The organism is Methylobacterium sp. C33D, assembly GCF_053345825.1.
The window spans coordinates 96,427-119,553 of record NZ_JBKFAV010000004.1; the positions used below are offsets into that span (position 1 = coordinate 96,427).

The window sequence follows — 23,127 nt, forward strand, 5'->3', positions numbered from 1 at the left end:
GAGCATCGGAGCCGCGCATGACCGACACCTACGAACTCGGCCGCTTCGTCGCCGCGCAGGAGGGCGTCTACGCGCGCGCCCTGGCGGAATTGGAGGCCGGCGACAAGCGCAGCCACTGGATGTGGTTCGTCTTCCCGCAGATCGCCGGGCTCGGCGCGAGCCCGATGGCCCAGCGTTACGCCATCGGGTCCCTCGCCGAGGCCGAGGCCTACGCGGCGCACCCGGTGCTCGGCGCGCGCCTGCGCGCCTGCACGGCGGCCGTCAACGCCGTCGCCGGGCGCTCGGCCCACGCGATCTTCGGCTCGCCCGACGACCTGAAGTTCCGCTCCAGCATGACGCTGTTCGCCCGCGCCGTGCCGGGGGAGCCGCTCTTCGCCGAGGCGCTGGCGCGCTACTTCGACGGCGTTCCCGACCCGCGGACCATGGCGGCGCTCGGGGCGGACTAGGATCTCACCGGCCCCACAGGCCGACCCGCTCGGCGCGGGCCTGCTCCTCCGCGCCCAGGAGGTCCGGCGGCGCGTCCTCCGAGGCGCGGGCGCCGCCCGCCGCCAGGATCAGCCCGGCGAGGTCGTCGCCCTCGATGCGGCAGCGGGCCGTGGGCCCGTCGGACAGGCCGGTGCACACCACCTCGCGGCGGCGCAGGTAGCTGGCGAGCTGGCGGGCGAGGTGACCGCGCTCGCCGACCACGCCGAGGAGGCGCACGACCCGCCCGCGCAGGTTGAGGGTGCCGGTATCGATCACCTCGGGCACGCCGCGGACCTCGCCGACGGCGGCCGGCTCGGCCGCGGGCGCGGGTGCCGCCGCCCGGGCCGGCTCGGCCCGCTCCGCCGAGGGGCGGGGCTTGCCCTTCGCGAGCTTCTCGGCGGCGCGCTGGACGAAGTCGTGGAAGATCCCGGCCGGCATCTCGCCGCCGAACATGCGGTTCATCGGGCTGTCGTCGTCGTTGCCGACCCAGATCCCGACCACGAGGTCCGGCGTCATGCCGACGAACCACGCGTCGCGGAAATCCTGGCTCGTGCCCGTCTTGCCGCCGATGATCTGGCCCGGCACCCGCGCGGCGCGGCCGGTGCCGGATTCCACAACCGCCTGCAGCGAGTCGAGCATCATGGTGCGCGGCTCCTGAGCCAGCATCGGGCCCGGGGCCGCGTCGGCGCGGACGTAGAGCGGCTGCGGCGCGGCCCCGCGGATCGCCTGGATGCCGTAGGCCTGGAGCGGGGTGCGTCCGGACAGGACCGAGCCGTAGGCGCGGGTCATCTCCAGGAGGCTCACGGCGCCCGAGCCGAGGACGAGGCTCGGCACGTTGGGCAGGTCCGACTGGATCCCGAGCTTGCGGGCGGTGGCGATCACCGCCGGGATGCCGACATCCTGCCCGAGCTGGGCCGCCACGGTGTTGATCGAGAGCGCGAAGGCGGTCCGCAGGGGCACGGGCCCGCGATAGCGCCCGTCGTCGTTCTCGGGCTGCCAGTCGCCGATCTGGACCGGGCGGTCGACCATCACGGATTCCGGTGTGTAGCCCTTCTCGTAGGCCGTCAGGTAGACGAGCAGCTTGAACAGGGAGCCGGGCTGGCGCTTGGCCTGGACGGCGCGGTTGAACTGGCTGTCCTCGTAGTCGCGGCCGCCGACCATGGCGAGGATCGCGCCCTCCTTCGACAGCACCACCATGGCGGCCTGGCCGACCTTGCGGCGGGCGCCGTCCTTGTCGAGGCGGCGGGCCACGACGCCCTCGGCGAGGCTCTGCAGGTCGAGGTTGAGGGTCGAGCGCACCGTCATGTCGCCGTCGGTGCCGGCGAGTCGCTTCACGTCGCCCGCGATCATGTCGAGGAAGTAGTTGGTCCCGGGCGGCGCCTCGGGGGGCGACTTCAGGGTGACGCTCTGCTTGCGCGCGGCGTCGGCCTCTCCCTGCGTGATGGCGCCGGTCTCGACCATGGCCTGGAGCACCACGTCGGCGCGCTCCTTGGCGCCGCCGAGATTGCGGGTCGGGGCGAGCTGCGAGGGCGCGCGCACCAGCCCGGCCAGCATGGCCGATTCCGGCAGGTTCAGCGCCTTGGCGGGCTTGCCGAAATAGCGCCGGGCCGCCGCGTCGGCGCCGTAGGCGCCGGCGCCGAAATAGGCAGCGTCGAGGTAGCCGAGCAGGATCGCGTCCTTGCTCATCGTCGACTCGACCCGCAGCGCCAGGAAGGCCTCCTGCACCTTCCGCCAGAGCGTCTTCTCCTGGTTGAGGGAGATCAGGCGGACATATTGCTGGGTGATGGTCGAGCCGCCCTCCCGCACGCCGCCGCCGCGGAGATTGCGCCACGCCGCCCGGGCGAGGCCGCGCAGGTCGATCCCCCAGTGGCTGTAGAAGCGGCGGTCCTCGATCGCCACGATCGCCTGGGCGAGGTGCGGCGGCAGGTCGGCCGCGGTGAGCTTCTCGCCGCGGAAGCTGCCGCGGGTGGCGAAGACCCGGCCGTCGTCGGCCTCGACGGTGATCGCCCTCTGGCCGGTCTCGACCACGGCGCCGCCCAGCGGCGGCAGGCTCACGAAGGCCGCGAACAGGTAGATCGCCAGCGCCAGGACCGGCAGCAGGACCACCGCGGCGGCGGCGAGCAGGACGGGGTGCCGGCGGCCGAGGAGCGGGCGCGCGCGCCGGTTCAGGACGCGCGCGTCCGTCCCGGCGACGGGAGACGGGCGCTCCGCCGGGGCCGGTCGCGTCCGCGTCGCGCGCTCCGCCGCGCGCGCCGACAGGGCCCGGCCGGCCCGCGCGAGGCCGAGCCCGGCCGCGGCGAGGAGGGTCCGGAGATGGCGCGCGAGGTCGCGCGCGGCGCGGCCGGCCTCCCGGGCGGCGAGCCGCGGGTCCGGGGCATCGGCGGCGGGATCCGGCTTCGGCGGTTTCGGCCCGTCGGCCGGGGCGCGTTCCGGCGCGTCGGGCGTCATCGTGGTGCGTGTTCCGGGACCGGCCGATCCGGCCGACCGAGCCTTCTAAGCCGCATCCGTCCCGGTGTCCCGCCGGTGCGGGGTCGCGGGACCGGCGGGGCGTCGATCGCGCCGCGACCGTGTGGATCGGGCCACGGCGGCCGATCCGGTCCCGGCCGGCTCACCGGCCGAGCGGCGCTCCCGGACCGACGGCCCCGTGCTGGCTGCGCAGCTTGAAGGCCAGGATCAGCAGGAGGATGCCGAAGGCGAAGGTGTAGGAGCCGATCCACCACGTCAGCACCAGCGCCGACATGCCCGGGTTGATGAGCAGCGCGAGCCCGAACAGGATCGACACGACGCCGCCCAGGACCAGCCACCAGCGCCCGTAATGGAGGTGCAGGCGGAAGGCCGCGGCGATCATCAGGCCGCCGGTCACCAGCGCCCAGACGGCCAGCAGCAGCACGAACGCCCAGACGGCGGCGGCCGGCATGAGCACTGCCGCGACGCCCACGACGATGTCGACGAGGCCCTCGATCAGCAGGAAGCCCCACCGCTCGTGGCGCTGCGCGGCCCGGACCGCGCCCACGACGGCGAAGACGCCGTCGGCGAGCATGTAGGCGGCGAAGAACAGCACCAGGGAGAGCACGAAGGCGCCCGGGGCGATGAACGCGACCGCGCCGAACAGGATCGCGATGACGCCGCGCAGGGCGACGAGCCACCAGTTCCGCGCGAGCGCCGCGCTCATCGCGTCGAGGCGCGCCACCCCGACGAGCGGGATGCCGGAGGGCGTGGTCGCGGGACCGGATCCGGGGCGGTTCGGCGTCGGGGACGGGCTGCTGGTCATGGCGAACTCCTGGGCCTTGGGCCGGGAACGGCAAAGGTTCCGGGCGCAGAACGCCGCAGTGCGGCATGCGTTCCTAGGCGGGCTGATCTGCGCATGGAACCTTGAGCCTGCGGCCGGCTTTTGCTGCCTGAGGCGGGCGATGCGACAAGCCCGGTCACTTTCGGGTGGCCGGCCCATCGGGCGACGACTTCCCATGTTTGACGATCAGCGGCACCTCTCCGAGGACGAGGCGCGCCCGCGGCCTGCCGACGGCCGGGCCGTCGCGCGCGAGCGCGACGTGCTCGATCTCGGCCGCGCCGCGCCGGCCGCGGACCGCGGGACCGACCGCGAGACCGCGCGCGAGCCCGGCGCGGACGAGGCCGGCGACGCGTCCGAGGCGCAGGACGGGCAGGCCGACGACGACGCGGCGGGATCCGACGACGACGGGGACGAGGCGCGGCGCCCCAACGTCCTGCGGCGCCACCCGCTCGCGTTCCTGCTCGGCGGGCTCGCGGTCGTCGCGCTCTGCGTCGGGGTGTTCTTCTACTGGCTGCTCTACATGCACCCGTACGAGAGCACCGACGACGCCTTCGTCGACGCCCGCAGCATCTCGATCCAGCCGAAGGTCGGCGGCTACCTCGTCGACGTGCCGGTCACCGACAACCAGCACGTCGAGGCCGGCCAGATCCTGTTCCAGGTCTTCCAGCGCGACTACGACATCGCCCTCGACCAGGCGAAGGCGCAGGTCGCCGCCGACGAGGCCGGCATCAAGAACATCGACGCGCAGATCCAGGCGCAGTACGCCAACATCGAGGTGTCCAAGGCGCAGGTCGCCACCGCCGAGGCGGCGCTGAAGTTCGCCCAGGAGGACGCGGCCCGCTACAAGGACCTCGCCGAGCGCGGCTCCGGCTCGGTCCAGCAGTCGCAGTCGGCGACCTCGACGCTGCAGCAGCGGCAGGCGGCCGTGCAGAGCGCCAATGCCAGCGTGGTCGCCGCGCAGAAGCAGGTCGGCTCGCTCCAGGCCCAGAAGGCCTCGACCCAGGCGCAGCTCGGCCGCGACCGGGCCCAGGTCGAGCAGGCCGAGCTGAACCTCGGCTACACGACGGTCCGCGCCGTGCAGGCCGGCCGCGTCGTGCGGCTCACCGGCGGCGTCGGCCAGCTCGCCCAGGCCGGCCAGACCCTGGCGATGTTCGTGCCCGACGACATCTGGGTGACGGCGAACTTCAAGGAGACGCAGATCACCGACATGCGGCCGGGCCAGCCGGTCGCCATCGAGATCGACGCGTATCCCGGCCGCAAGATCCAGGGCACGGTGGCCTCGGTGCAGCCGGGCTCGGGCACCGCCTTCAGCCTGCTGCCGGCGCAGAACGCCACCGGCAACTACGTGAAGGTGACCCAGCGCATCCCGGTCAAGATCGTGGTCAAGAGCTGGCCGACGGACGTATCGATCGGCCCGGGCATGTCGATCGTCCCGACCGTCACGGTGCGGTGAGCGCCGTGGCCGGCCAGGGGAGCGCGGCCGCGCCCGGGCGCGGGTCGGGTGGGGGCAAGGCCAGAGGAAGCGGGGCCGGGTCCGGCAAGGCGCCGGGCGGCCACAATCCGTGGCTGATCGCCGGCGTGGTCGCGCTGGCGACCTTCATGGAGGTGCTCGATACCACCATCGCCAACGTGGCCCTGCGCTACATCTCGGGCGGCCTCGCGGTCGGTCCGGACGAGGCGGCCTGGGTGGTGACGAGCTACCTCGTCGCCAACGCGATCACCCTGACGGCGTCGAGCTTCCTGGCCAAGCGCTACGGCCGCAAGGCTTTCTTCATGTGGTCGGTGGCGCTGTTCACCGTCTCGTCGATCCTGTGCGGCTTCGCCTGGAGCCTGGAATCGCTGCTGCTGTTCCGGGTGATGCAGGGCCTCGGCGGCGGCGGCATGGCGCCGCTCGCGCAGTCGATCCTCGCCGACTCCTTCCCGCCGGAGAAGCGCGGCCAGGCCTTCGCGCTCTACGGGGTCGCCATCGTGGTGGCGCCGGTGATCGGCCCGACGCTGGGCGGCTGGCTCTCCGACAACGCCTCCTGGCACTGGTGCTTCCTGATCAACGGGCCGGTGGGCGTCGTCGCGCTCGGGCTGATGTACTGGCTGATCGAGGACAGCGAGGCGGCCAAGAAGGAGCGCCGCGCCCTGGTGCGCAAGGGCATCCGCTTCGACATTGTCGGCTTCGTGCTCGTCGCCCTGTTCCTCGGCTCGCTGGAGGTGATCCTCGACGAGGGCCAGCGGAAGGACTGGTTCGGCACCTCGACGCTGATGAACGTGTCCGGCGCGCTGATGGTCGTCTCGTTCATCGCCATGATCCCGTGGCTGCTGACCCGGGAGAACCCGGCCGTCGACCTCCGGCTGATCGGCAACCGCCAGTTCGGCTCGTGCTTCCTGGTGATGATGTTCACCGGGGCGATCCTGATCGCCACCACGCAGTTCATCCCGCAGATCACGCAGGAATATTACGGCTACACCGCCACCCTGTCGGGCCTCGTCCTCGGCCCGGGCGGCATCGTCACGGTGGTGATGATGTTCCTGACCGGCCGGATCTCGTCCTACGTCCAGCCCAAATGGCTGATCGCCACCGGCATGACCATCGTGGCGCTGGGCATGTACGACCTGACGCGGATCGACGGCAGCACGACCTTCGCGTTCTTCGCGTGGTCGCGGGTCTATATCGGCATCGGCCTGCCGATGGTGTTCCTGTCGATCACCTCGGCCTCGTACGAGGGGATCCGCAAGGACCAGACCGACCAGGCCTCGGCGCTGATCAACGTCGCCCGCAACGTCGGCGGCTCGATGGGTGTCTCGCTCGCCCAGAACATCCTGGCCTACCGGAGCCAGTTCCATCAGAGCCGCCTGGTGGAGAGCGTCAACCCGGCCTCGCCGGCCTATCAGGAGACCATGCGGCAGGCGACGCAGTACTTCTCCGAGCACGGCTACGCCGGGATCGAGGCCCAGAACCAGGCGACGGCGTGGATCGGGAGCGTGCTCAGCACGCAGGTGGCCTACTGGGCCTATATCGACGTGTTCTGGGTGCTCGGCCTCGTCGCGGCCTGCGCGGTCCCGCTGGCGCTGAGCCTGAAGAGCGTCAAGCTCGGCGGCGGGGCGCCGGCCGGGGGGCATTGAGGCCCGCCCGGACACCGGACGCGCCGCCGGCGCGCGGCCCGGCCCCCGGTCCCTAGCCCGGATCGTCGGCCGGCTTCTCGCCCGGCGCCGCGAACAGGTCCTCCGGTGCGACCACGGTGACACGGCGCTGCGCCACGTCGAGGACCGGCACGAAGGCCTTCGTGAAGGGCAGGAGCGCGGTGGCGCCGCCGTTCGGCGGGCGCAGTTCCAGGAGGTCGCCGCCCCCGTAATTCGGCACGGCCACGATCGTCCCGACGAGGGTCCCGGCCTCGTCCACCGCCGCGGCGCCGATCAGGTCGGCGGCGTAGACCTCGTCGTCGTCCTCGGGCGCGGCCAGACGCTCGCGGGGAACGTACAGCGCGACGCGGTTGAGCGCCTCGGCGGCGCTGCGGCCCGAGACGCCCTTGACCCGGGCGATCAGCATGTCGGGCGACGGGCCGGGGGCGGGACGCACGTCGGCGAGCGTCAGCGTCCGGCCGTCGGCCGTCTGGAGCGTTCCGTAGCCGGCGATCGCCTGCGGATCGCCGGTGTAGGATTTGAGCCGGACCTCGCCGTTGAGGCCGTGCGCCCGCCCGAACTCGCCCAGCAGGACCAGATTCGGATCGGGCGGCACGGGAGACGGCGCCGGCTTGGGGCCCGGCTTGGGGCCCGGCTTGGGGCCCGGTGCCTTGGGCGAGGTCGACGCTTCGGGCGCGATCTTGCCGATCGCCGAGCTCGTGCGGCCTCGGCGGCCGCCGTCGCGGGAGGTGGGACCTGCGGGGCGGCGCGCCATGACCGGGGCGCCTTACGCGGCGGCGTCCTCGGCGGGGGCGGCGGCCTTCTCGGCGCGCTTGGCGGCGCGCTCCTTGGCCTTCTCGCCCGGCTCGGCCTTCTGCGGGTTGTTGCGGGACGGGCGCTTGGCGAGGCCGGCCTGGTCGAGGAAGCGCAGGACGCGGTCGGTCGGCTGCGCGCCCTTGGCGAGCCAGCTCTGGATCTTCTCGTTGTCGAGCACGATGCGGGCCGGGTCGTCCTTGGCCTTCATCGGGTCGTAGGCGCCGACCTTGTCGATGAAGCGGCCGTCGCGCGGGGCGCGGGCGTCGGCGACGACGATGCGGTAGTAGGGGCGCTTCTTGGCGCCGCCGCGGGTGAGACGGATCTTGAGGGCCATGGTCTGACTACTTTCGCTGTTGCTCGATCTGGGACTCGTGGTCCGCCTTGATCGACTGGTGGTGCCGAATGACTTCCTTGACCACGAAGGCCAGAAATTTCTCGGCGAAGTCGGGGTCGAGCTTGGCCTCGACCGCGAGCTTGCGGAGCCGGGCGACCTGACGGGCCTCCCGGTCCGGATCGGAAGGGGGGATCCCCTTTCGGGCCTTGAGCTCGCCGACCCGCTGCGTGCAGCGGAAACGCTCGGCGAGGAGATGGATCAGCGCCGCATCGAAATTGTCGATGCTGTCCCGCAGGCGCGCGAGTTCGGGATCGACGGCCTGGGCCGCGAGCACGCTCATTTCTTCTTCCCCGGCATGAACCCACCGAGACCCGGCAGCTTCGGGCCGCCGAGGCCCGGAAGTCCGGGAAGCTTGGGCATCCCGCCCCCGCCCAGGCCCGGCGGCATCGGCGGCAGCTTGCCGCCGAACTGCTTCTCGAGCTGCGCGATCTGCTCCGGCGTCGGCTCCGGCATGCCGGGCGGGAGGCCGGGCATTCCACCGCCCATGCCGCCGCCCATCCCGCCGCCGCCCAGGCCGAACATCGAGCCGAGCGCCTGCCCGATCCCGCGCTTGCCCTGGCCCATCGCCTTCATCATGTCGGCCATGGTCCGGTGCATCTTCAGGAGCTTGTTGATCTCCGAGACGTCGACCCCGGAGCCCGCCGCGATGCGCTTCTTGCGGCTGTTCTTGAGGAGGTCGGGGTTCTTCCGCTCCTGCGGGGTCATCGACGAGATGATCGCCCGCTGGCGCTTGAACATCTTCTCGTCGAGGTTGGCGCCCTCGACCTGCTTCTTGATCTGGCCCATCCCGGGCAGCATGCCCATCAGGCCGCCGATGCCGCCCATCTTCTCCATCTGGCCGAGCTGCATCGACAAGTCCTCGAGATCGAACTTGCCCTTGCGCATCTTCTCCGCGGTGCGGAGCGCCTGCTCGTGGTCGATGGTCTCGGCGGCCTTCTCGACCAGCGAGACGATGTCGCCCATGCCGAGGATGCGGTTGGCGACGCGGGCCGGGTGGAACTCCTCCAGCGCGTCGACCTTCTCGCCGACGCCGACGAGCTTGATCGGCTTGCCGGTGACGGCGCGCATCGACAGCGCCGCGCCGCCGCGGGAATCGCCGTCCATGCGGGTCAGCACGATGCCGGTGACGCCGAGCCGCTGGTCGAAGGCGCGGGCGGTGTTGACCGCGTCCTGGCCGGTGAGCGCGTCGGCGACGAGCAGCACCTCGTGGGGCCTCGTCGCGGCCTTCACCTCGGCGGCCTCGGCCATCAGGCCCTCGTCCACCGTGGTGCGGCCGGCGGTGTCGAGCATCACCACGTCGAAGCCGCCGAGGCGGGCGGCGTCCATGGCGCGCTTGGCGATCTGCACCGCCGACTGGCCGGCGATGATCGGCAGGCTCTCCACGCCGACCTGCTTGGCCAGCACCGCCAGCTGCTCCATGGCGGCCGGACGGCGGGTGTCGAGGGAGGCGAGCAGCACCTTGCGCTTCTCGCGGTCGGAGAGGCGCCGGGCGATCTTGGCTGTGGTGGTGGTCTTGCCCGAGCCCTGCAGGCCGACCATCAGGATCGGGACCGGGGCGGGGGCGTTGAGATCGACGGTCTCGGCGTCGGTGCCGAGCATCGCCACGAGCTCGTCGTTGACGATCTTCACGACCATCTGGCCGGGCGTCACCGACTTGAGCACCACGGCGCCGACGGCCTTCTCCTTCACCCGGTCGGTGAAGCCGCGGACCACCTCGAGGGCGACGTCGGCCTCCAGCAGGGCGCGGCGCACCTCGCGCATGGCGGCGGTGACGTCGGCCTCGGTCAGGGCACCGCGGCGGGTGAGCCCCGAGAGGATGCCGGAGAGGCGGTCGGACAGGCCTTCGAACATGTTAAAGACGCCCCGCCGTTACTGCTCGAGCCCGGCGCGCTCGACGCGGCGCGCCTGGAGGGCGGCCTCGAAGCTGCGCACCGCCTTGGCGAACTTGTCCCGGCACTCCGGGTTGCAGAAGCCCACCACGGCGCCGTTGTAGAGCGTCAGCGCGTCGGCCGAGATCGGCTTGCCCGACCAAGGGCAGGTCTCGTTGATCGCGTCCTCGATGGTCAACGCTTCGTGATCTCGCGTCATGCGGGTGCCTCGGCCGGCGGATCCCGTCCCCGCAGATCGGCCAACGCCCATCGCGCCCGAGGGCGCGGACGCGCTGTCGGGCGTTGACCTCCGGCCTCGCGGGACCGGTCGGCTTGGCATCGGTCGATCTGCTACGGATCGGGAGGCCGGGGCGTAGCGGCAGCCGGCCGGAAAGTCAATTTTTCGGCCCGGCCGGCGCCGCGGCGGTGCCGGAACGGGCGGCCGATCGGTGTTAACTTTTTACCGATCGTTAAGCATGTTGGGATTGTCTTCACGCCATATTCGCTCAGGACGCCCGCCGATGTCGGAACCCGCCCGCTCTCACTCGCCGACCGAGTCCGGCAGCTTTCCCGCGACCGGTCCGCTCCGCGACTGGCTGACGGCGATGAAGGCTCAGGCGCCGTCCGAGGCCCGCGGCGAGCCGCGGCCGGCGGAGGTCCTGCCCGAGGTGAAGCGGGCCCGCGGCGGCGAGACGGCGTGGTCGCCCCGCGTCGTTCCCGCCCCCGAGGCCCCGCGGGCCGCGGCCGAGGATCCCGACATCGCCGAGCTGATGGCCGAGAACCTGATGCTCAAGGCCAAGCTCCGCGTCGAGGCCGAGCGCCAGGACGAGCTTCAAGCCCTCCTGGCCGACGAGATCCGGACCCTGCGCGAGCATATCCGCGACGAGATCGGCTCCCTGGAGGATCTCCGGGCCGAGCAGGAGGACGTCCGCATCGAGCGCGAGGAGTTTCGCGGCGAGCGGGAGCGCTTCCGGGCCGAGCGCGAGGAGCTGCGCGCCGAGCGCGACCGGGCGATCGCGGAGCGGGACGCCCTGCGGGCGGAGCGGCTGGCCCTGGCGGGCGAGCGCGACGCCCTGCGCGAGGAGCGCGACCTCTGGCGCGCCCGGACCGAGGCGCTGGCCCAGCCGCTGTTCCAGTCCCAGCGGCGCTGAGCGACGCCGGGCGGCGCATGGCGGCGCCGGCCCCACTACCGGACCCTGAAACGCCGAAGGGCCACCCGAGAGGGTGGCCCTTCCATTGCCGAACCGTGTTGTCCGGCGGAACTGTCCCGAGATCGGGTCTCTGACGCGTCTTAGAGCGACGCGCCGGAGGCGACGGTCCAGGTCCGATGAGCCGAGACACACGGCTGATGACAATGAGACACTGGATCACCTCCTTTCGTTGGTTGCGGGTGAGGCGAAGGTAGGTGGCCGCGGCCGGCTTGTGAAGCCCCGCGCCTGCGCCCGTTTGTCCTCCCCGGGTCGGTGCGGAACCGGCGCCGCGCCGGCCCGGGCGCTCCGAGGGCCCGGCGCTTCCCCGTCCCGGCGGCCGGGCGTATGACGGGCGCCCCGAGGTCTGCCCGAACCGCCTTGAACGCGCCCTTCGCCAACCCGCCGCGCCCCGCCGACGAGGCCGCGCTCGACCCCGACGCGATGCGCCAGCCGCTCGGCAACGCGTGGTACTGCGTCGGGCCGTCCCGGAGCCTCGGCCGGGCGGGCGGCCGATCGGCCCTGCGGGCCGTGGCGCTGAACGGCGAGCAGATCGTGCTGGGCCGCGCCCCCGACGGCGCGCCCTTCGCGCTGCGCGACCGCTGCCCCCACCGCGGCATGGCCCTGTCGAAGGGCCGCTTCGACGGCGACACCCTGATGTGCCCGTTCCACGGCTGGCGCTTCGGCACCGACGGGCGCTGCCGCGACGTCCCGACCTTGTCGGAGCACGACGCGGCCGACTTCTCGCGCATCCAGGTGCAGCGCTTCCCCGTCCGGGAGAGCGCCGGCTTCCTCTGGGTCAACCCGCATCTCGGCCCCGCCGGCGGCGCGGTGCCGGAGGTGCCGGCGCTGGATTTCGAGCCGGCCGGTTCCCTCGTGGTCGCGCTGGAGGTCGAGGCCTCCTTCGACCTGACGACGCTGAGCCTCGTCGATCCCGGGCACGTCGCCTTCGTCCACGATTCGTGGTGGTTCCGGCCCTCGAAGCAGCTCCGCGAGAAGGTGAAGACCTTCCAGCCGGTGCCCCACGGCTTCGTGATGACGAGCCACGCGACCACGACGAGCTCGCCGGTCTACCGCCTGCTCGGCGGCGTCCCCGAGGTCGAGATCGAGTTCCGCCTGCCCGGCGTGCGCCTGGAGCGCATCCGCGCGGGGGGGAAGCGGGTGGCGAACTACACCTTCGCGACACCGCTCTCGCCGGACCGGACGCTGCTCACCAACGCCCTCTACTGGAGCATGCCGGCCCTGAACCTGCTCAAGCCGGTCGCGCGCCCGCTGATGCGGCAGTTCCTGACCCAGGACCAGCAGGTGCTCCAGCACGCGCAGGACGGGCTCGACCGCAAGCCCACCATGGTGCTGTTCGGCCAGGGCGACCTGCCCTCGCAATGGTATTTCCGGCTGAAGCGCGAGGCCCTGGAATCGGCCCGCGACGGGCGCCCGTTCGTCAACCCGCTGGAGCGCCGCGAGCTGCGCTGGCGCTCCTGAGGCGCCGCTACCGCGCCGTGGCGTCGTCACGGCAGGGCCGGATCGTCTCCGGCCTCGGGCGCGCCTCCGGCGCGGGCGCCGCGAACACCACCAGGTAGGCCCCGTCCGTGAGCGGCCGGAAGCCGGTCTCGCGGTAGCCCGCGGCGGCCAGCTCGCAGCGCAGGAGCGCCGGCGGCGTGCCGTGCCGCGACGGGATGGCGTCGGCATCCACGATCCCGACCCGGCCGCCCGGGCGCATCGCGGCGGCGAGGTTGTGGAGCAGGCCGAAGGGCTGGGTGATCTCGTGGTACATGTGGACGAGGATCGCCGCGTCCACCGAGGCCGGGGGCAGGCGCGGGTCGTGCGGCTCGCCGCGCACGACCGTGACGTTCCCGAGCGCCTTCACCCGGGCCTCCAGGGCCGCGAGGTAGGACGGCGTCACGTCCTCGGCGAGCACGCGGCCCCGCGGCCCGACCCGGGGGCTCAGCCGCACCGCGTAGTAGCCGCTGCCGGCGCCGATATCCGCCACCGTCTCGCCGGGGGCGATGCCCATCCCCTCGGCCACCTGCGCGAACTCGCCGGCCCGGTCGCGCTCGGCCTCCGAGGACCAGCGCGGCGCGACGATCTCGGCCACGGGCCGGTCGGGCCTGGGGAAGGCGGCGGCGGGCGCGCCCGGGGGCGCCAGGGGCTCGGCGGCGCGGACCGGGCCGGTCAGGATGGCAGTGGTGGCGGTGAGGAGGGCGAGCGCGCGGATCATGGCCGACAACCGGCGGGCGCGCCGGCGGTGCCGGGCCCGTTGACGGTGTCGCACCCCGCGCGCCATCAAGCGCCATGACGCGCGCGGACACGCCCTGGCGGGCCACGATCCTCACCCTCTACCCGGAGATGTTCCCGGGCCCGCTGGGCCTGTCCCTGTCGGGCGACGCCCTGGCGCGGGGCGACTGGACCCTGGAGGCCCGCAACATCCGCGCGCACGGCCTCGGCCGCCACCGCTCGGTGGACGACACGCCGGCCGGCGGCGGGGCCGGGATGGTCCTGCGCTGCGACGTGCTCGGCGCCGCCATCGACGCCGCGGCCGTCGACGCCGCGACCGGGGCCGTCGACCCGCGCCCGCGCCTGCTCATGTCACCCCGCGGCCGGCCGCTGACCCAGGCGCGGGTGCGCGACCTCGCGGCGGGACCGGGCGCGCTGATCGTCTGCGGCCGCTTCGAGGGCGTCGACGAGCGCGTCATCGCCGGGCGCGGCCTGGAGGAGGTCTCGATCGGCGACTACGTGCTGTCCGGCGGCGAGATCGCCGCCCTGGTGGTGCTCGATGCCTGCGTGCGCCTCCTGCCCGGCGTGATGGGCAGGATGGAATCCGGCGTCGAGGAGAGCTTCGAGGGCGGGCTCCTCGAGTACCCGCACTACACGCGCCCCCGCGACTGGGAGGGCCGCGCGATCCCGGACGTCCTCTCCGGCGGCAACCACGCCGCCATCGCCCGCTGGCGGCGGGCGGAGGCGGAGCGGATCACCGCCGAGCGGCGCCCGGACCTGCGCCCCGACGGCAGCCCCGGTCAGGCCGGCTCGAGGTCGATCACCGGGCCGTCGCGGTCGTAATCCAGAGGGTCGAGCTGCAGCGGCTGCGGCACCAGCCGCGGCGTCCGGCTCGCCTGCAGGAATCGCGGAATTAAGGCTCCAATAACCAAGAGTAGAACGGACCAGACCGCCAATATCGCGGCGCTGTGGAAAGTCATCGGCGCACCTCAAACGCTACGCGGCACCTCATTAAGGCTAACGGGCCCGGATTAATCGACTGTTCCTCGCCGCCCGGGGCCCTGTCCCGGCCGGGGGCAGCGCCGCGAAGACTGCTGTCCGGACAGGCGCTTGCAAGCCGGCCGGTTTCGGCGCATGCGCGAGCCGGGACGCGCCTCCCCGCGGGAGCGCGGCCCTCTGCAAGGATGGATCCGCCATGACCAGCCGCCCCACGCAGCGCCCGCGCGTGCCCCACTTCTCCTCCGGCCCCTGCGCCAAGCGCCCGGGCTGGACCCCGGCCGCCCTGGCCGACGCCGCGCTCGGCCGGTCGCACCGCTCCCCCCTCGGCAAGGCCAAGCTCGGCCGGGCGATCGACCTGACCCGCGCGGTCCTGCAGGTGCCCGCCGACTACCGGATCGGCATCGTGCCGGCCTCCGACACCGGCGCCGTCGAGATGGCGATGTGGACGATGCTCGGGCCGAAGCCCGTCGAGGTCGCCGCCTGGGAGGCGTTCGGCAAGGAGTGGGTCACGGACGCCCTGAAGCAGCTCAGGATCGCGCCGCGCATCCACCAGACGCCCTACGGGATCCTGCCGGACCTCGCGGCGATCGACACGAAGAACAGCGACGTGGTCTTCACCTGGAATGGCACCGCGGCCGGCGTGAAGGTGCCGGACGGCGACTGGATCGCGGCCGACCGCGACGGCCTGACGATCTGCGACGCGACCTCGGCGGCCTTCGCCCAACCCCTGCCCTGGGACAAGCTCGATGTCGTGACCTTCTCCTGGCAGAAGGTCATGGGCGGCGAGGCGGCGCACGGCATGCTGATCCTCTCCCCCCGCGCCGTGGCGCGACTGGAGAGCCACACGCCGTCCTGGCCCCTGCCGAAGATCTTCCGCCTCACGAAGGACGGCACGCTGATCGAGGGCATCTTCAAGGGCGACACGATCAACACGCCGTCGATGCTGGCCGTCGAGGACTACCTCGACACCCTGGACTGGGCCGAGCGGATCGGCGGCCTGAAGGCGCTGCACGCGCGGGCCGACGCCAACGCGAAGGCCGTCTACGACTGGGTCGCGCGCACGCCCTGGATCGCGCCGCTGGCCGCCGACCCCGCGACCTACTCGAACACGGGCGTCTGCCTCGTGATCGCCGATCCGGACGTGCTCGCCCGCGGCGACGCGGCGGTCTCGGCCTTCGCGGCGGGGATCGTCGAGCGCCTCGACCGCGAGGGCGTCGCCCTCGACATCGGCGCCTATCGCGACGCGCCGGCGGGCCTGCGGATCTGGTGCGGCGCCACCGTGGAGACGTCGGATCTGGAAGCCCTGACGCCCTGGCTCGACTGGGCCTTCGCGGAGGAGAAGGCGGCCCTGGCACGGGCGGCGTGAAGGCCTCGGGCTCGATGCCCGATCGCCGCCCCGCATCGCTCCGCTCGCGATGACGGCCTGACGCAAAAGAAAACCCCGGTCCTCTCGGAGCCGGGGTTTTCCGTGCGGGAGACGCGGCCCCGCGGGGCCGCGCCGTCCGTCTCAGTAGTTGTAGGCGCGCTCGCCGTGATCGGCGATGTCGAGACCCTCGCGCTCCTCCTCCTGCGTGACGCGCAGGCCGATCGTCACGTCGACGAGCTTGTAGAGGATCGCCGAGCCGATGCCCGACCACAGCAGGGTCAGGCCGACCGCCTCGGCCTGGACGATGAGCTGGCTCATCATGTCGTAGGCACCGACCGCGAGCTCGCCCGGCTTCGAGGTGTAGTCGGGGATGCCGACGCCGCCGAGGTTCGGGTCGACCAGGATGCCGGTCGCCAGGGCGCCCAGGATGCCGCCGATGCAGTGGACGCCGAAGACGTCCAGCGAGTCGTCGTAGCCCAGCGCGTTCTTCACGGTGGAGCACATCACGAAGCAGACCACGCCGGCGACGAGGCCGAGCACGATCGAGCCCATCGGGCCGGCGAAGCCGGAGGCCGGGGTGACCGCGACGAGGCCGGCGACCGCGCCCGACAGCATGCCGAGCAGGGACGGCTTGCCCTTGAGGGCCCACTCGGCGAACAGCCACGCCACCGCGGCGCCGCAGGTCGCCACGAAGGTGTTGAGCATGGCGAGCGCGGCGGTGCCGTTGGACTCGAGGTTCGAGCCGGCGTTGAAGCCGAACCAGCCGACCCACAGCAGCGAGGCGCCGATCATCGTCATGGTCAGGGAGTGCGGGGCGAGCAGGTCGCGGCCGTAGCCGATGCGCTTGCCCATGATCAGGCAGCCGACGAAGCCGGCGATGCCCGCGTTGATGTGGACCACGGTGCCGCCCGCGAAGTCGAGGGCGCCCTTCTGGAAGAGGAAGCCGGCATCCTTGTTGACCGCGTCGAGGGCCGCCTGGGCGGTCGCCTTCGAGGCGTCGTCGGTCGCGGCGGCCAGCGCCTTGGCGGCGTTGCCGACGGCGTCCGGGCCGGCCCAGTACCAGACCATGTGGGCCATCGGGAAATAGATCACCGTGACCCAGAGGATCGTGAACACCACCAGCGCGGAGAACTTCATCCGCTCGGCGAAGGCGCCGACGATCAGCGCGGGCGTGATCATGGCGAACGTCATCTGGAAGCACAGATAGGCGTATTCCGGGATCACGACGCCGTTGGAGAAGGTCGCGACCGTCGAGTTCGCGTCGACGCCCTTCAGGAACGCCTTCGAGAAGCCGCCGACGAAGTCGTTGAGGCCGCCGCCGCTCGTGAAGGCGAGGCTGTAGCCGTAGAACACCCAGAGCAGGCCGACGATCGACACGATCGCGAACACCTGGGTCAGCACCGACAGCATGTTCTTGGTGCGCACGAGGCCGCCGTAGAACAGCGCGAGGCCGGGGATGCTCATCATCAGCACGAGGGCCGACGAGATCATCATCCAGGCCGTGTCGCCCTTGTTGGGGACCGGCGAGGGCGGCGGCGAGGCGGCTTCCGGTGTCGGGGTCTGCGCGAGGGACGGCTCGATCAGGAGGGCGGCGATCGCCGCCCCTCCCAAGCCGAGCATGAGGGCATGACGAAGTTTCATGGGCACGTGGCTCCCGGTCTCAAGTCCGTAGTGTTTCAGCAGGTCTGGCGATCGGCGGGCCCGGGCGCACCGGGCCGCGGATCAGAGGGCGTCGGCGTCGGTCTCGCCGGTCCGGATACGCACCGCCTTCTCCAGCGGCATCACGAAGATCTTGCCGTCGCCGATCTGGCCGGTCCGCGCGGCCCCCGCGATGGCGTCGATCACGCTGGACGTCAGGTCCGAGGCGACGGCGACCTCGATCTTCAGCTTGGGGAGGAAGCTGACCGCGTATTCCGCGCCGCGGTAGATCTCGGTGTGGCCCTTCTGGCGGCCATAGCCCTTCACCTCCGTCACCGTCAGGCCGTGGACGCCGATTCCGGTGAGCGCGTCGCGCACCTCCTCGAGCTTGAACGGCTTGATGATGGCCATCACGATTTTCATGGGCGACGCCCCCTTCGAAGTCCTTGGGAACCGTTGCCGTCACCCGACCTGCGGGACGAGCCGGAACGGACCGTCCGCAGGCTCGGGATGACCCGCGGTCGAAGGCCGCTATTCAAGGACTATGCCAGACAAGCTTGACCGGGAACGTTTTCACCGTTCGTCGATTTGCCCATGGTTTAGCCCGCCGCGGACAGATCGCGGGCAGGTTCAGCCGCGAGAGTGCACACGATCGATGCAATCTGCCCAAAACCGTGCATTCCGCGCTGTGGCGCACCGGCAACACACGCGCGGGAACCCGCTTTAATCCCGCGTCGGGCGGATCAGGCCCTCCTGGGCCACCGACGCCACGAGGTTACCGGTGCGGTCGAAGATCTGGCCGCGGGCGAATCCGCGCGCGCCGCCAGCGACCGGGCTGTCCTGCGCGTAGAGCAACCAGTCGTCGATCTTGACCGGCCGGTGGAACCAGAGGGCGTGGTCGAGGCTCGCGGCCTGGATCGTCGGATCGAACACGGAGCGCGCGTGCGGGATCAGCGAGACGTCGAGCAGGGTCATGTCGGAGGCGTAGGCCAGCACGGCCCGGTGCAGCGCCGGATCGTCCGGCAGCGCGGAGGCCGCGCGCAGCCAGACATTGAAGACCGGGTCCGGGGCCCGGCCGCCCGCACCGGCGGGCAGGTAGCGGTTCAGGTCGACCGGCCGCAGCGCGATCGGCCGCTCGCGGCCGAAATAGGCGGCGATCGCCTCCGGCATCCCGGTGCCGCCGGCCGCCGCCAGGGCCTTGCCGTCGAGGAGTCCCTCGGGGCCGGCCACCGCCGGCATCGCCGGCTGGTGCGTGAGCCCCTCCTCGACGACCTGATAGGAGACCGTCGTGGCGAAGATCGCGCGCCCGTGCTGGATCGCCTTGACCCGGCGGGTCGTGAAGCTGCGCCCGTCCCGGATCCGCTCGACCTCGTAGACGATGGGCGTGCGCGGGTCGCCGGGCAGCATGAAGTAGGCGTGGAGGGAGTGGGCGGGGCGGTCGTCCGGCACCGTCCGGGTGGCGGCCACCAGGGCCTGCGCGACCACCTGCCCGCCGAAGACGCGCCGCCAGCCCGTCCTGGGGTTCTGGCCGCGGAACAGGTCGACCTCCAGGCGCTCCAGGTCGAGGATGGCGATCAGCTCGGCGACGGCGTCCGTCATCGCGTCGGTGTTGGCGTCGGTCATGACCCGCGGGGTTTCCGTTCGTTGCCCGCGTGCGACATAGGCTTTTCGGACGAACCAATCCACGCGTCCCGCGCGCGGGAACCCCAAGGAGATCCGCCCCGATGACGGCCGAGACGCCTCGCCCCGGCAGCCGCAGCCTCCTGATCGCCGGCGGCGGCCTGCCCAGCCTCGCCCTGGCCCTCGCCCTGAAGCAGGCCCACGGGCCGGCGCTGGCCGTGACGGTGATCGACCCGGGCGCCGCCGACCCCGCACGGCATCGCGGCCGCGCCTACGCCCTCGCGGCGGGCGGGCGGCGGATGCTGGAGCGCCTCGGCCTGTGGGACCGGGTCGCCGACGCGGCCGAGCCGATCACCGAGATGGTCATCAGCGACAGCCGCCTCGCCGACCCGGTGCGGCCGGTCTTCCTGACCTTCGGCCGCGAGGCCGACGCCGAGCGCGACGACGGCGAGCCCTTCGCTCACATGATCGAGGCCGAGCCCCTCGCCGCGGCCCTGGCGGAGGCGTGCCGGGGCGCGGGTGTGGCGATCGTCGCCGCCGGGGTGGTGCGCGCGCTGCCGGAGGGGTCCGCGATCCGCGCGGCGCTCACCACCGGCGAGAGCCTGCGGGGCGACCTGCTGGTGGCCGCCGACGGGGCGCGGTCGCGGCTGCGCGAGGCCGCGCGGATCGGCTGGGTCGGCTGGTCCTACCCGCAGGTCGGCATCGTGGCGACCGTCGGCCACGCCCGGCCGCACGGCGGGCGCGCCTTCGAGCACTTCCTGCCCGCGGGCCCGTTCGCGATCCTGCCGCTGCGGGACGGCGGCCCCCTCGGGCACCGCTCCTCGATCGTCTGGACCGAGCGGTCGGACGACGCCGAGGCCCTGCTCTCCGGCGCGCGCGACGAGGTGCTCGCCGAGATCGAGCGCCGGTTCACCCTGGATCTCGGCGCGCTCGCGCTGGAGCACGGCCCGAGCCGGCACCCCCTCGCCTTCGGCATCGCCCGGGCCTTCCGCGCCGAGCGCCTCGCCCTGCTGGGCGACGCCGCCCACGTGATCCACCCGATCGCCGGCCAGGGCCTCAACCTCGGGCTCGCGGACGCCGCGGCGCTGGCCGAATCCGTGACCGGCGCGCTGCGCCTCGGCCTCGATCCCGGCAACCCCGAGGTGCTGCGCGCCTACGAGCGCGCCCGGCGCTTCGACAGCTTCGCCATGGCGGCGGCGACCGACGGGCTGAACCGGCTGTTCTCGAACGACGCCCTGCCGCTGCGGCTCGCCCGCGACCTCGGCCTCGGGATCGTGGACCGGCTGCCGGGGCTCAAGCGCTTCTTCATCGGCGAGGCCGCGGCCGCGCGCGACTCGCGGCCCCGGCTGATGCGGGGCGAGGCGCTCTGAGGCGCCGACGTCAGGCCCGTCCCGGCGCGGGTCCGCCCTCTGGCGCTCCGGGGCGGAGCGCGTCCGCGGCCCGCCGCCGCCCGAGCGCCCGCGCGGCGCAGATCGCCAGGGCCGCGATGACCAGCCCGGCGATCACGTCGACGAAGTAGTGGCCGCCGTCGATCGGCGTGGCGGCGATGAGCAGGGCGTTGACGATCAGCGCCGGGATCCGGGCCGCGCGCAGGTGCCAGAAGGCCCAGATGTAGAGGGCCCCCAGCGCCGCGTGGAAGCTCGGGAACGTGATGATGCCCTCGACGTGGTCGAGGGAGATCGTCCGGAGCGTGCCGTCGCGCAGGCCGGTCAGGTCCGCGACGTGGACGTAGGACGCGGCCGGGTGCAGGTTGGGGAAGTCCGCCGGGGACAGGCCCAGGAACACGAAGTTCGCCAGCGCCGGCGTCAGCGCCGAGACCAGGACCGTGACCGTGCCGGCGAGGGCGAAGGCCAGGACGAAGTCCCGCAGCGCCCGCAGCCGGCCGCTGAAGCCCAGCAGGATGACCGCCAGCATGGTCTGCAGGATCAGGCTCCGGTAGGCCAGCGAGAGCGCCAGCCCGAGCCGCGGATGGCCGTCCACGAAGGCGAGGTAGGCGCGCCAGTCCAGGCCGAGCCGCCGGTCCCAGGCGTCGAAGGTCGAATCCCAGAGGGGGCCGCCGGTGCTCGCGACCGTGTAGGACAGCGCCGCCGCGCAGGCGCTGAAGGCGATGACCTGCGCCAGCGCGCCGAGCGTGGCGGCGATGCGCGGCTCGGGGCGTCGCGTGCGGTAGACCTGCGCCAGGGCCTCGAGCCCGCCGCAGGCCCCGACGGTGACGAGGGCGCTGTCCCAGGCGAAGTGCAGCCCGGCGACCGCCATCCAGACGATCGTGGCGACCAGCGTGGCGGCGATCAGGGGCCACGCGCCGACGCCGCCGCGCGGGCGCTCAGCGAACATCGGTGGCCCTCGCGTGTGGCGCTGTCATCGAAGGTCTTGCGGCCGGAATGCCGGAGGATCGTCCCGCACAAGTCTTAAGGATCCGCCCCGGACAGGCCCGGCCGCGCGCGACGCCGGCGGCCGGCGAGCCCGTCGACCAAACCGTCGACCGCGCCGCCGGCGGCCGCGCGGACCGCCCGGATCGGCCCGCGCAGCCCGCGGGCCGCGATCAGGTGCAGGGGCAGGCCGAGGGCGGCGAGCAGCACCAGGCGGTCCCACCGGTCCCAGGCGGGCCAGTGCGGCGCCAGGAGGATGAAGACGCCGCTGACGATGTAGAGCTCGAAGCTCGCCCGCCCCAGCAGGCCGGCCGCGGCGCGCGGCGGGCCGCGCAGCCGGCCGACGATCGCGAGCGCGAACACCGAGCCCGCCGCGGCCGTCACGGCGAACAGCGCCGGGTCGCCGTACTGCCCGGTCGCGACGTGGACGAAGTTCCGCGGGGCGCAGAGCAGGAGCACCGCGAGGCCGCAGGCGCCGAGCAGCGCCGACACGTCGAACGCCCGCCGCCCGAGCCTCAGGCCCGCGACGTAGAACGGCAGGGCGCCCACGAGCGCGTGGACCTGCCAGTACGGGAACGCCCGCGCGCTGCAGGTCCACGACACGGCCAGGGCGCCGCCCAGGACGATCCCGTAGCCGCCCGGGAAGGCCGCCGCGCGCGCCGCGGCCTCGACCACCCGCACCAGCCCCAGGGCGACCAGGAACCAGAGCACGCCCAGACTCGTGTCACGACCGCGCAGCGTATCGAGCAGCGCCGGCCCCGGCGCGAGACTGCCGTCGAGGATCGGCGGGATCTGCGCGAGGGTGCCGAACGCCAGCGCCACCGCCGCGAGCTTCAGCGCGGAGCGGCAGGCGGCGGCGAGACCCGCCTCCCCCTTGATCCGGTCGACCATCCCGCAGAGCAGGAAGAAGAACGGCATGTGGAAGGCGTAGATCACCCGCCAGACCGCGAGGGCCGGCCCCGGCTCGGGCCCCGACGGGCCGTAGAAGACGGGCTGCAGCAGGTGGCCGGAGAGGACCAGCAGCACGGCGAGGCCCCGCGCGGCGTCGAGCTGCAGGTCGCGGGGTCGGGCCATCGGGTCGGTTCGCGGCATCGGGGATCCGATCATGCCGTGCCGGGCCTTAGCAAGCCGTGTCCCCCGGTTGCGGGACCCGCCGGGACGGCGTCTCGCGCGTCGGGAGCGCCCGCGCCTCAGCCGGCGACGAGCGCCCGCGCCCGGCGGAGCCAGCGCAGGGACGCCTCGACCAGGGTCGGGCTGCGGTGCTTGAGGATCGCCGATTTCAGCAGCGTCCGGGGCACTTCCCAGAGCTGGACGGACCCGACCGGGAAATGCGCCACGTCGCCCGGCGTCAGGTGGTGGCGGCGGCCGTCCGCGTCGGTGACGAAGACCTCGCCGTCGAGGATGGTGATGATCTCGTCGGCGTGGTGGGTCCAGCGGAACGTGCTGGCCGTGGTGCGCCACAGGTAGACCTGCGCGCTGCCGTCATGGGTCTGCGAGACCCCCGCGACCTCGGTGACGGGGTCGCCGGAGACGACCCACTCCGCCGGGATCGGCGCCGGGACGAAGGCGGCGCCGCCGGAGCGGACCGCCGTGCTGGCGACGGGGCGGTCGCGCTCGTGCAGCCGGATCTCCGCCGCGAGGCCCACCAGGGCGAGGCCGGCGAGCAGGGCGAGGGCGGCGGCGGGCAGCGTCTTCACGGTCGGCTCCCGCCCCGGCGCGGACGAATCGGTCCGCGCTTCCCCTCGAGGGGTAGAGGCCCGGGCCGTCCCGTTCCAGCCCGCCGCGCCCAAC

General features: G+C 73.1%; 22 protein-coding genes. 8 read left to right on the forward strand and 14 right to left on the reverse strand.

Annotated features, from left to right (window positions below):
- The first annotated feature begins 17 nt into the window (after positions 1-17).
- Positions 18-446 (forward strand): DUF1810 domain-containing protein, encoded by a 429-nt coding sequence (locus tag ACLBXO_RS04055; protein WP_331313528.1) that lies wholly within the window; start codon positions 18-20, stop codon positions 444-446.
- Between the two features lie 4 nt (positions 447-450).
- Here the strand turns inward: ACLBXO_RS04055 and ACLBXO_RS04060 are convergent, their stop codons facing one another.
- Together ACLBXO_RS04060 and ACLBXO_RS04065 are read right to left on the reverse strand one after the other, a co-directional pair.
- Positions 451-2,913, reverse strand: a complete 2,463-nt coding sequence (locus ACLBXO_RS04060) for a PBP1A family penicillin-binding protein (protein WP_447684577.1) — start codon at positions 2,911-2,913, stop codon at positions 451-453.
- A 160-nt stretch (positions 2,914-3,073) separates the two neighbouring features.
- Positions 3,074-3,736, reverse strand: coding sequence for an HdeD family acid-resistance protein (locus ACLBXO_RS04065; RefSeq protein ID WP_447684578.1), 663 nt, complete (start codon positions 3,734-3,736; stop codon positions 3,074-3,076).
- 193 nt (positions 3,737-3,929) lie between these two features.
- Between ACLBXO_RS04065 and ACLBXO_RS04070 the strand changes: the two genes are divergently transcribed.
- Positions 3,930-5,207: an HlyD family secretion protein gene (locus tag ACLBXO_RS04070; protein WP_447684579.1), complete on the forward strand. Its 1,278-nt coding sequence runs from the start codon at positions 3,930-3,932 to the stop codon at positions 5,205-5,207.
- Positions 5,204-6,868: a DHA2 family efflux MFS transporter permease subunit gene (locus tag ACLBXO_RS04075; protein ID WP_331313524.1), complete on the forward strand. Its 1,665-nt coding sequence runs from the start codon at positions 5,204-5,206 to the stop codon at positions 6,866-6,868. Before ACLBXO_RS04070 ends, ACLBXO_RS04075 begins: the two co-directional genes overlap by 4 nt.
- A gap of 52 nt (positions 6,869-6,920) precedes the next feature.
- On the opposite strand, the gene rimM is transcribed toward ACLBXO_RS04075, so the two are convergent.
- The 5 genes from rimM to ACLBXO_RS04100 are packed head-to-tail and all read right to left on the reverse strand — an operon-like array spanning position 6,921 to position 10,163.
- Positions 6,921-7,640 (reverse strand): ribosome maturation factor RimM, encoded by a 720-nt coding sequence (gene rimM, locus ACLBXO_RS04080; RefSeq protein WP_447684580.1) that lies wholly within the window; start codon positions 7,638-7,640, stop codon positions 6,921-6,923.
- Positions 7,641-7,652: 12 nt separating this feature from the next.
- The gene (rpsP, locus tag ACLBXO_RS04085) at positions 7,653-8,015 is read right to left on the reverse strand and encodes a 30S ribosomal protein S16 (protein ID WP_447684581.1); all 363 of its coding nucleotides are present in this window, start codon (positions 8,013-8,015) and stop codon (positions 7,653-7,655) included.
- A 7-nt stretch (positions 8,016-8,022) separates the two neighbouring features.
- The gene (locus ACLBXO_RS04090; RefSeq protein WP_012320554.1) at positions 8,023-8,355 is read right to left on the reverse strand and encodes a chorismate mutase; all 333 of its coding nucleotides are present in this window, start codon (positions 8,353-8,355) and stop codon (positions 8,023-8,025) included.
- Positions 8,352-9,926 (reverse strand): signal recognition particle protein, encoded by a 1,575-nt coding sequence (gene ffh / locus ACLBXO_RS04095; protein WP_331313522.1) that lies wholly within the window; start codon positions 9,924-9,926, stop codon positions 8,352-8,354. The genes ACLBXO_RS04090 and ffh overlap by 4 nt, the downstream gene beginning before the upstream one ends.
- 18 nt (positions 9,927-9,944) lie before the next feature.
- On the reverse strand, positions 9,945-10,163 hold the full coding sequence (locus tag ACLBXO_RS04100) for a glutathione S-transferase (protein WP_447684582.1): 219 nt from the start codon (positions 10,161-10,163) through the stop codon (positions 9,945-9,947).
- Between the two features lie 301 nt (positions 10,164-10,464).
- Between ACLBXO_RS04100 and ACLBXO_RS04105 the strand changes: the two genes are divergently transcribed.
- Together ACLBXO_RS04105 and ACLBXO_RS04110 are read left to right on the forward strand one after the other, a co-directional pair.
- Positions 10,465-11,094, forward strand: a complete 630-nt coding sequence (locus ACLBXO_RS04105; RefSeq protein WP_447684583.1) for an ATPase — start codon at positions 10,465-10,467, stop codon at positions 11,092-11,094.
- 480 nt (positions 11,095-11,574) lie between these two features.
- Positions 11,575-12,612, forward strand: a complete 1,038-nt coding sequence (locus tag ACLBXO_RS04110; protein WP_447684640.1) for a Rieske 2Fe-2S domain-containing protein — start codon at positions 11,575-11,577, stop codon at positions 12,610-12,612.
- 7 nt (positions 12,613-12,619) lie between these two features.
- Here the strand turns inward: ACLBXO_RS04110 and ACLBXO_RS04115 are convergent, their stop codons facing one another.
- Positions 12,620-13,348 (reverse strand): class I SAM-dependent methyltransferase, encoded by a 729-nt coding sequence (locus ACLBXO_RS04115; RefSeq protein ID WP_447684584.1) that lies wholly within the window; start codon positions 13,346-13,348, stop codon positions 12,620-12,622.
- Between the two features lie 74 nt (positions 13,349-13,422).
- On the opposite strand from ACLBXO_RS04115, the gene trmD reads away from it, so the two are divergent.
- Positions 13,423-14,187, forward strand: a complete 765-nt coding sequence (gene trmD, locus ACLBXO_RS04120) for a tRNA (guanosine(37)-N1)-methyltransferase TrmD (protein WP_447684585.1) — start codon at positions 13,423-13,425, stop codon at positions 14,185-14,187.
- Positions 14,188-14,539: 352 nt separating this feature from the next.
- Positions 14,540-15,709: a phosphoserine transaminase gene (locus ACLBXO_RS04125; RefSeq protein ID WP_331313518.1), complete on the forward strand. Its 1,170-nt coding sequence runs from the start codon at positions 14,540-14,542 to the stop codon at positions 15,707-15,709.
- 141 nt (positions 15,710-15,850) lie between these two features.
- On the opposite strand, the gene ACLBXO_RS04130 is transcribed toward ACLBXO_RS04125, so the two are convergent.
- From ACLBXO_RS04130 to tesB, 3 genes are all read right to left on the reverse strand, one after another.
- Complete coding sequence (locus ACLBXO_RS04130) at positions 15,851-17,350, reverse strand: ammonium transporter (protein ID WP_331313517.1); 1,500 nt, start codon at positions 17,348-17,350, stop codon at positions 15,851-15,853.
- An 81-nt stretch (positions 17,351-17,431) separates the two neighbouring features.
- Positions 17,432-17,770: a P-II family nitrogen regulator gene (locus tag ACLBXO_RS04135; protein ID WP_010683623.1), complete on the reverse strand. Its 339-nt coding sequence runs from the start codon at positions 17,768-17,770 to the stop codon at positions 17,432-17,434.
- Positions 17,771-18,070: 300 nt separating this feature from the next.
- Entirely contained in the window at positions 18,071-18,970 is a 900-nt protein-coding gene (gene tesB, locus ACLBXO_RS04140; protein WP_447684586.1) for an acyl-CoA thioesterase II, read from the reverse strand.
- Between the two features lie 101 nt (positions 18,971-19,071).
- Here tesB and ACLBXO_RS04145 point away from each other — a divergent pair, with 101 nt between their 5' ends.
- A complete protein-coding gene (locus tag ACLBXO_RS04145) occupies positions 19,072-20,337 on the forward strand; it encodes an FAD-dependent monooxygenase (RefSeq protein WP_447684587.1) in 1,266 nt (421 codons plus the stop codon).
- Positions 20,338-20,347: 10 nt separating this feature from the next.
- Here ACLBXO_RS04145 and ACLBXO_RS04150 read toward each other — a convergent pair whose 3' ends face one another.
- The 3 genes from ACLBXO_RS04150 to ACLBXO_RS04160 form a co-directional block, all read right to left on the reverse strand.
- Positions 20,348-21,301: a phosphatase PAP2 family protein gene (locus ACLBXO_RS04150; protein ID WP_447684588.1), complete on the reverse strand. Its 954-nt coding sequence runs from the start codon at positions 21,299-21,301 to the stop codon at positions 20,348-20,350.
- A gap of 74 nt (positions 21,302-21,375) precedes the next feature.
- Entirely contained in the window at positions 21,376-22,410 is a 1,035-nt protein-coding gene (locus ACLBXO_RS04155) for an acyltransferase family protein (RefSeq protein ID WP_447684589.1), read from the reverse strand.
- A gap of 116 nt (positions 22,411-22,526) precedes the next feature.
- Positions 22,527-23,033, reverse strand: a complete 507-nt coding sequence (locus ACLBXO_RS04160) for a cupin domain-containing protein (RefSeq protein WP_331313514.1) — start codon at positions 23,031-23,033, stop codon at positions 22,527-22,529.
- Positions 23,034-23,127 lie beyond the last annotated feature (94 nt).

Bases quoted from the DNA above. Each gene is read 5' to 3' on its own strand.
- ACLBXO_RS04130 (WP_331313517.1), bottom strand. From the start codon at position 17,350: ATGAAACTTCGTCATGCCCTCATGCTCGGCTTGGGAGGGGCGGCGATC.
- ACLBXO_RS04100 (WP_447684582.1), bottom strand. From the start codon at position 10,163: ATGACGCGAGATCACGAAGCGTTGACCATCGAGGACGCGATCAACGAG.
- ACLBXO_RS04055 (WP_331313528.1), top strand. From the start codon at position 18: ATGACCGACACCTACGAACTCGGCCGCTTCGTCGCCGCGCAGGAGGGC.
- ACLBXO_RS04155 (WP_447684589.1), bottom strand. From the start codon at position 22,410: ATGGCCCGACCCCGCGACCTGCAGCTCGACGCCGCGCGGGGCCTCGCC.
- rpsP (WP_447684581.1), bottom strand. From the start codon at position 8,015: ATGGCCCTCAAGATCCGTCTCACCCGCGGCGGCGCCAAGAAGCGCCCC.
- ACLBXO_RS04125 (WP_331313518.1), top strand. From the start codon at position 14,540: ATGACCAGCCGCCCCACGCAGCGCCCGCGCGTGCCCCACTTCTCCTCC.
- ACLBXO_RS04070 (WP_447684579.1), top strand. From the start codon at position 3,930: ATGTTTGACGATCAGCGGCACCTCTCCGAGGACGAGGCGCGCCCGCGG.
- tesB (WP_447684586.1), bottom strand. From the start codon at position 18,970: ATGACCGACGCCAACACCGACGCGATGACGGACGCCGTCGCCGAGCTG.
- ACLBXO_RS04110 (WP_447684640.1), top strand. From the start codon at position 11,575: ATGCGCCAGCCGCTCGGCAACGCGTGGTACTGCGTCGGGCCGTCCCGG.
- ffh (WP_331313522.1), bottom strand. From the start codon at position 9,926: ATGTTCGAAGGCCTGTCCGACCGCCTCTCCGGCATCCTCTCGGGGCTC.
- ACLBXO_RS04065 (WP_447684578.1), bottom strand. From the start codon at position 3,736: ATGACCAGCAGCCCGTCCCCGACGCCGAACCGCCCCGGATCCGGTCCC.
- ACLBXO_RS04135 (WP_010683623.1), bottom strand. From the start codon at position 17,770: ATGAAAATCGTGATGGCCATCATCAAGCCGTTCAAGCTCGAGGAGGTG.
- ACLBXO_RS04090 (WP_012320554.1), bottom strand. From the start codon at position 8,355: ATGAGCGTGCTCGCGGCCCAGGCCGTCGATCCCGAACTCGCGCGCCTG.
- ACLBXO_RS04105 (WP_447684583.1), top strand. From the start codon at position 10,465: ATGTCGGAACCCGCCCGCTCTCACTCGCCGACCGAGTCCGGCAGCTTT.
- rimM (WP_447684580.1), bottom strand. From the start codon at position 7,640: ATGGCGCGCCGCCCCGCAGGTCCCACCTCCCGCGACGGCGGCCGCCGA.
- ACLBXO_RS04060 (WP_447684577.1), bottom strand. From the start codon at position 2,913: ATGACGCCCGACGCGCCGGAACGCGCCCCGGCCGACGGGCCGAAACCG.
- ACLBXO_RS04145 (WP_447684587.1), top strand. From the start codon at position 19,072: ATGACGGCCGAGACGCCTCGCCCCGGCAGCCGCAGCCTCCTGATCGCC.
- trmD (WP_447684585.1), top strand. From the start codon at position 13,423: ATGACGCGCGCGGACACGCCCTGGCGGGCCACGATCCTCACCCTCTAC.
- ACLBXO_RS04115 (WP_447684584.1), bottom strand. From the start codon at position 13,348: ATGATCCGCGCGCTCGCCCTCCTCACCGCCACCACTGCCATCCTGACC.
- ACLBXO_RS04150 (WP_447684588.1), bottom strand. From the start codon at position 21,301: ATGTTCGCTGAGCGCCCGCGCGGCGGCGTCGGCGCGTGGCCCCTGATC.